Origin of the sequence: Chamaesiphon sp. OTE_8_metabat_110, from assembly GCF_031382685.1 — a bacterium.
Lineage (GTDB): Bacteria > Cyanobacteriota > Cyanobacteriia > Cyanobacteriales > Chamaesiphonaceae > Chamaesiphon.
Genome location: NZ_JANMZA010000473.1, coordinates 1 through 3,166, shown reverse-complemented (window position 1 = coordinate 3,166; position 3,166 = coordinate 1). Strand labels below are relative to the sequence as shown.

Sequence of the window (3,166 nt, the reverse complement as noted above, 5' to 3'; positions counted from 1 at the left end):
CCTCAGAAATAGCAAGAGACTTACATCTTGCATCAAAACAAAGTTACTAGTGTTTTAGTGAATAGTGGATAGTGGATAGTGAATAGTACTTAAGAGACAGCTAGATATTATCTTCCAAAGTAACTCTAGTCATTATCGATCGATGTGTCAAAATCACTCGATCGGGCGTGACAGTAAGCAACCTTCTCCACAATATCCTGCCACTTAATGCCCTGTAGGGTTGGTAAAACCAGATGCGCGTGAGCCAGTCGTACGGCAGGCCCGACACCCAATACCCACATATTCGCAGCTAAACCCGCTGCTACCCCCGCAGGCGCATCCTCAATCACCAAACATCGATCGGGTGTGACGGAGATCGAGGATGCGGCATACAGAAAGACATCGGGTGCAGGTTTGAGATTTGGCACGCTATTACCATCGGCAATAAAATCAAATAAAGATCTAATTCCCAACCTTTTTAATACCAATTCGGCGTTCTTACTCGAAGATCCTAGGGCAATTTTAATCTGGGCAGCGTGTAACTCTGCTAATAAATTCTCAATTCCTGGCAGGAGATGTTCGCGATTGAGTTTGTCGATTAGTTGGAGATAATAATCATTCTTGCGATTTAATAGTTGTTGCTGTTCCAGCGAACTTAAGTGGCGATGGCGAGCGCCCAAAAGGTAATGTAGCGCATCTTCCCGATTGAGTCCGAGCATTCCCTCATCGTGGGTATATTTATCGAAAGGAATGCCCTCTTCATCGGCTAATTGTTGCCATGAGAGATAATGAAAGTAGACCGTATTAGTGATGACGCCATCGAGATCGAAGATGACTGCTGCGATGTGTGGATCGCGCTCCAGTTTATCCATAGCTATGTGATGTCGATCGACAATTGAGGCGATCGCGATCGCTTTAGGTCAGATGTGTATACTTATTATGCCCTCAGATCGTCCCGATCTTTGGGACATTGTCAACGATCTTTGACGGCAGTAAGTGATAATTTGCGGCGTTGGCGGAAAGCCCGCTCCTTTCGGAGCGGAACGCTGCGCGTTGGCGTAGCCTGCGCTTTGCGCGAATGGAGAATCGTCCCTTTGGACAACACCCAACTTTGAAGCTTAAAATTAAATAACATCTTTCATCCTGCCATTAAGCCATTGAATCCTCAATATTTACCGCCTTGGTGGCTGCAATCCGGTCTGACGATGACCCTCTATACCGCACTGCGGATGAGCCGCAATTGGGAACGTTATACCGTCGAGCCAGAGCCGATTTATCAAGAGCATATTTTTAGTGGCGATGGAGATGTGCCAATTTTTGGGATCTATGCCATCCCGCCCGATCCCAAAGGCACGATCGTCGCCACTTATGGTATCACTGGCACTCTCGATAACCAGTGGTTTCTGCGGATCTTAGGTCGCAAAGCTTACGCCCAAGGTTATGCCGTCGTCTTATTTGACTGGCGCGCTCATGGCAAGACTGCCGAGTTATCACCCCAACTTACTTCCGACGGTCTGCATGAAGGCGAAGATTTCGTGCAGATCGCCCGCCAATCGCTCCAGCTAGGCTGTCCGGCACCAATGTGGTTGATGGGATACTCTTTGGGCGGTCAGTTGGCTCTGTGGGGCGTTAAAGCTGGTCTAGATGTCCCGGAAATTGCTGGCGGGGCGGTCATCTGTCCCAGTCTGGAATCCGATCGATCTTTGACTTATCTAATGGCAGATCCGCTGGGCAAATATTTAGAACGATCGATTTCTAAAGAACTGCGAAAATTAGCTAGCGAGTTACATCGCCATCATCCCACCCAGATCGATCCCGCCGCGATCGAGCGAGCGACCTCAATTTGGGGATTCGATCGCGAATTAGTCATTCCCCGACTGGGTTTTGCCACTGTCCAGGATTACTACGCCGCGACGAGTCCGCTCTATTTTTTGGCAGATCTCCACAAACCCGTACTGATAATCTATGCCGCTGACGATCCGCTATTCGATCCCACTTTAGTACCCGAACTATGCGATATTGCTAGCAAGCAACCCCAGCTCGATCTATTGCTAACCCCTCATGGCGGACATGTCGGGCATATCAGCAACAAAGCGTGTCAAAAGTTAAATATCGATCGCGACCCCTGGTGGAGTTGGAATCGTATTTTAGAATGGATGCAGTAGTCTACCCCCTAAAAACTATGAGCTTACGCGACCAATTCAATAAACTCACTGGTAAGAGCCAGTTTGTCGTATCGCGGATTTTTATCCATCTTACTGGCGAAGAAGTATCCCCATTACTCGGGATCTTAAACCAAGCCGCCAGACAAGCGATCGAAGCCGATGGCGATTTGACGATCGTCGGCGAGGGCTTAGTCGCAATCTGTGAAAACCTATTGCAATACGACACCTACTGGCGATCTGCAGCTAATGAAGGGGATGTATTCTGGGATGAAGGTGGCGCTGGCGACTATGCCAATGAATTGTTTACTGATTCTGCCGGACGCTACCTGAGCGAACCCGACATCAGTGACAATACCAATCCCAATGCTCAACTCACCCTCCCGCCCACTCGGAATTTGATTGTGATGCTGACTGTAGCATTAGAAGGTGAAGACTCTACCATCGAAGCAGATTTATCCAATATCTCAGCGCTCAAAATAGCTTTGAAATCATTAATAAATCTTCACTATCAAGAACGCCTCCGGGCAATCTACATTCATTTTTCACCAGCCCGATTTGGTGACGAACTTACCGACGACCAAGTACTCCAAAATTTCCCTGAATTAATTCCTTTGTAATTAATAGCTGGTAGTTAACTGGGATTATTTCCACTGCCGCCATGCGGTTATCCAGATCCAAATAGATCGGTTAACTAGGTATTTCAAAACTCAGTCGATCGGGTTCGATCGGTCTAAAATAGTCATAGGGATCGTAAATATACAATCCCTTTGTTACTGAAATTATCAATTGTCGAGCGCCCTGAGAACTAGCTAAAATAAACAAGTACAATAGTCATGAAATCAGCCTATATGCTCCGTCGATTAGTGATAATTTTTATGGCGTTAACGTTGTCTGTTACTTCTGTAGCCTGTGGCTCGGAAGATCGGACATCTCAGGGACGAGATCGACAGCAAACTACTTCCGTCCAAAATCCGGCGGTCAGTAATAACACCAATCAAAAGCCGATCGCTGATGGCAAATAT

At 47.1% G+C, this 3,166-nt stretch carries 4 protein-coding genes and 1 pseudogene; 3 read left to right on the top strand and 2 right to left on the bottom strand.

What is annotated here, in order from left to right:
- Positions 1-125: 125 nt before the first annotated feature.
- Positions 126-851, bottom strand: coding sequence for a beta-phosphoglucomutase (gene pgmB / locus RMO52_RS17340; RefSeq protein WP_310416677.1), 726 nt, complete (start codon positions 849-851; stop codon positions 126-128).
- Between the two features lie 101 nt (positions 852-952).
- Positions 953-1,114 (bottom strand): hypothetical protein, encoded by a 162-nt coding sequence (locus RMO52_RS17335; RefSeq protein ID WP_310416674.1) that lies wholly within the window; start codon positions 1,112-1,114, stop codon positions 953-955.
- A gap of 22 nt (positions 1,115-1,136) precedes the next feature.
- Here RMO52_RS17335 and RMO52_RS17330 point away from each other — a divergent pair, with 22 nt between their 5' ends.
- From RMO52_RS17330 to RMO52_RS17320, 3 genes and pseudogenes are all read left to right on the top strand, one after another.
- Positions 1,137-2,144 (top strand): YheT family hydrolase, encoded by a 1,008-nt coding sequence (locus RMO52_RS17330; protein ID WP_396135042.1) that lies wholly within the window; start codon positions 1,137-1,139, stop codon positions 2,142-2,144.
- Positions 2,145-2,161: 17 nt separating this feature from the next.
- Positions 2,162-2,761, top strand: a complete 600-nt coding sequence (locus tag RMO52_RS17325; protein ID WP_309739627.1) for a DUF1517 domain-containing protein — start codon at positions 2,162-2,164, stop codon at positions 2,759-2,761.
- A 216-nt stretch (positions 2,762-2,977) separates the two neighbouring features.
- Positions 2,978-3,166: pseudogene (locus RMO52_RS17320) on the top strand (hypothetical protein); the annotation flags it as partial.

Excerpts from the sequence above, each read along its gene's own strand:
- pgmB (WP_310416677.1), bottom strand. The coding sequence starts at position 851 with ATGGATAAACTGGAGCGCGATCCACACATCGCAGCAGTCATCTTCGAT.
- RMO52_RS17335 (WP_310416674.1), bottom strand. The coding sequence starts at position 1,114 with ATGTTATTTAATTTTAAGCTTCAAAGTTGGGTGTTGTCCAAAGGGACG.
- RMO52_RS17325 (WP_309739627.1), top strand. The coding sequence starts at position 2,162 with ATGAGCTTACGCGACCAATTCAATAAACTCACTGGTAAGAGCCAGTTT.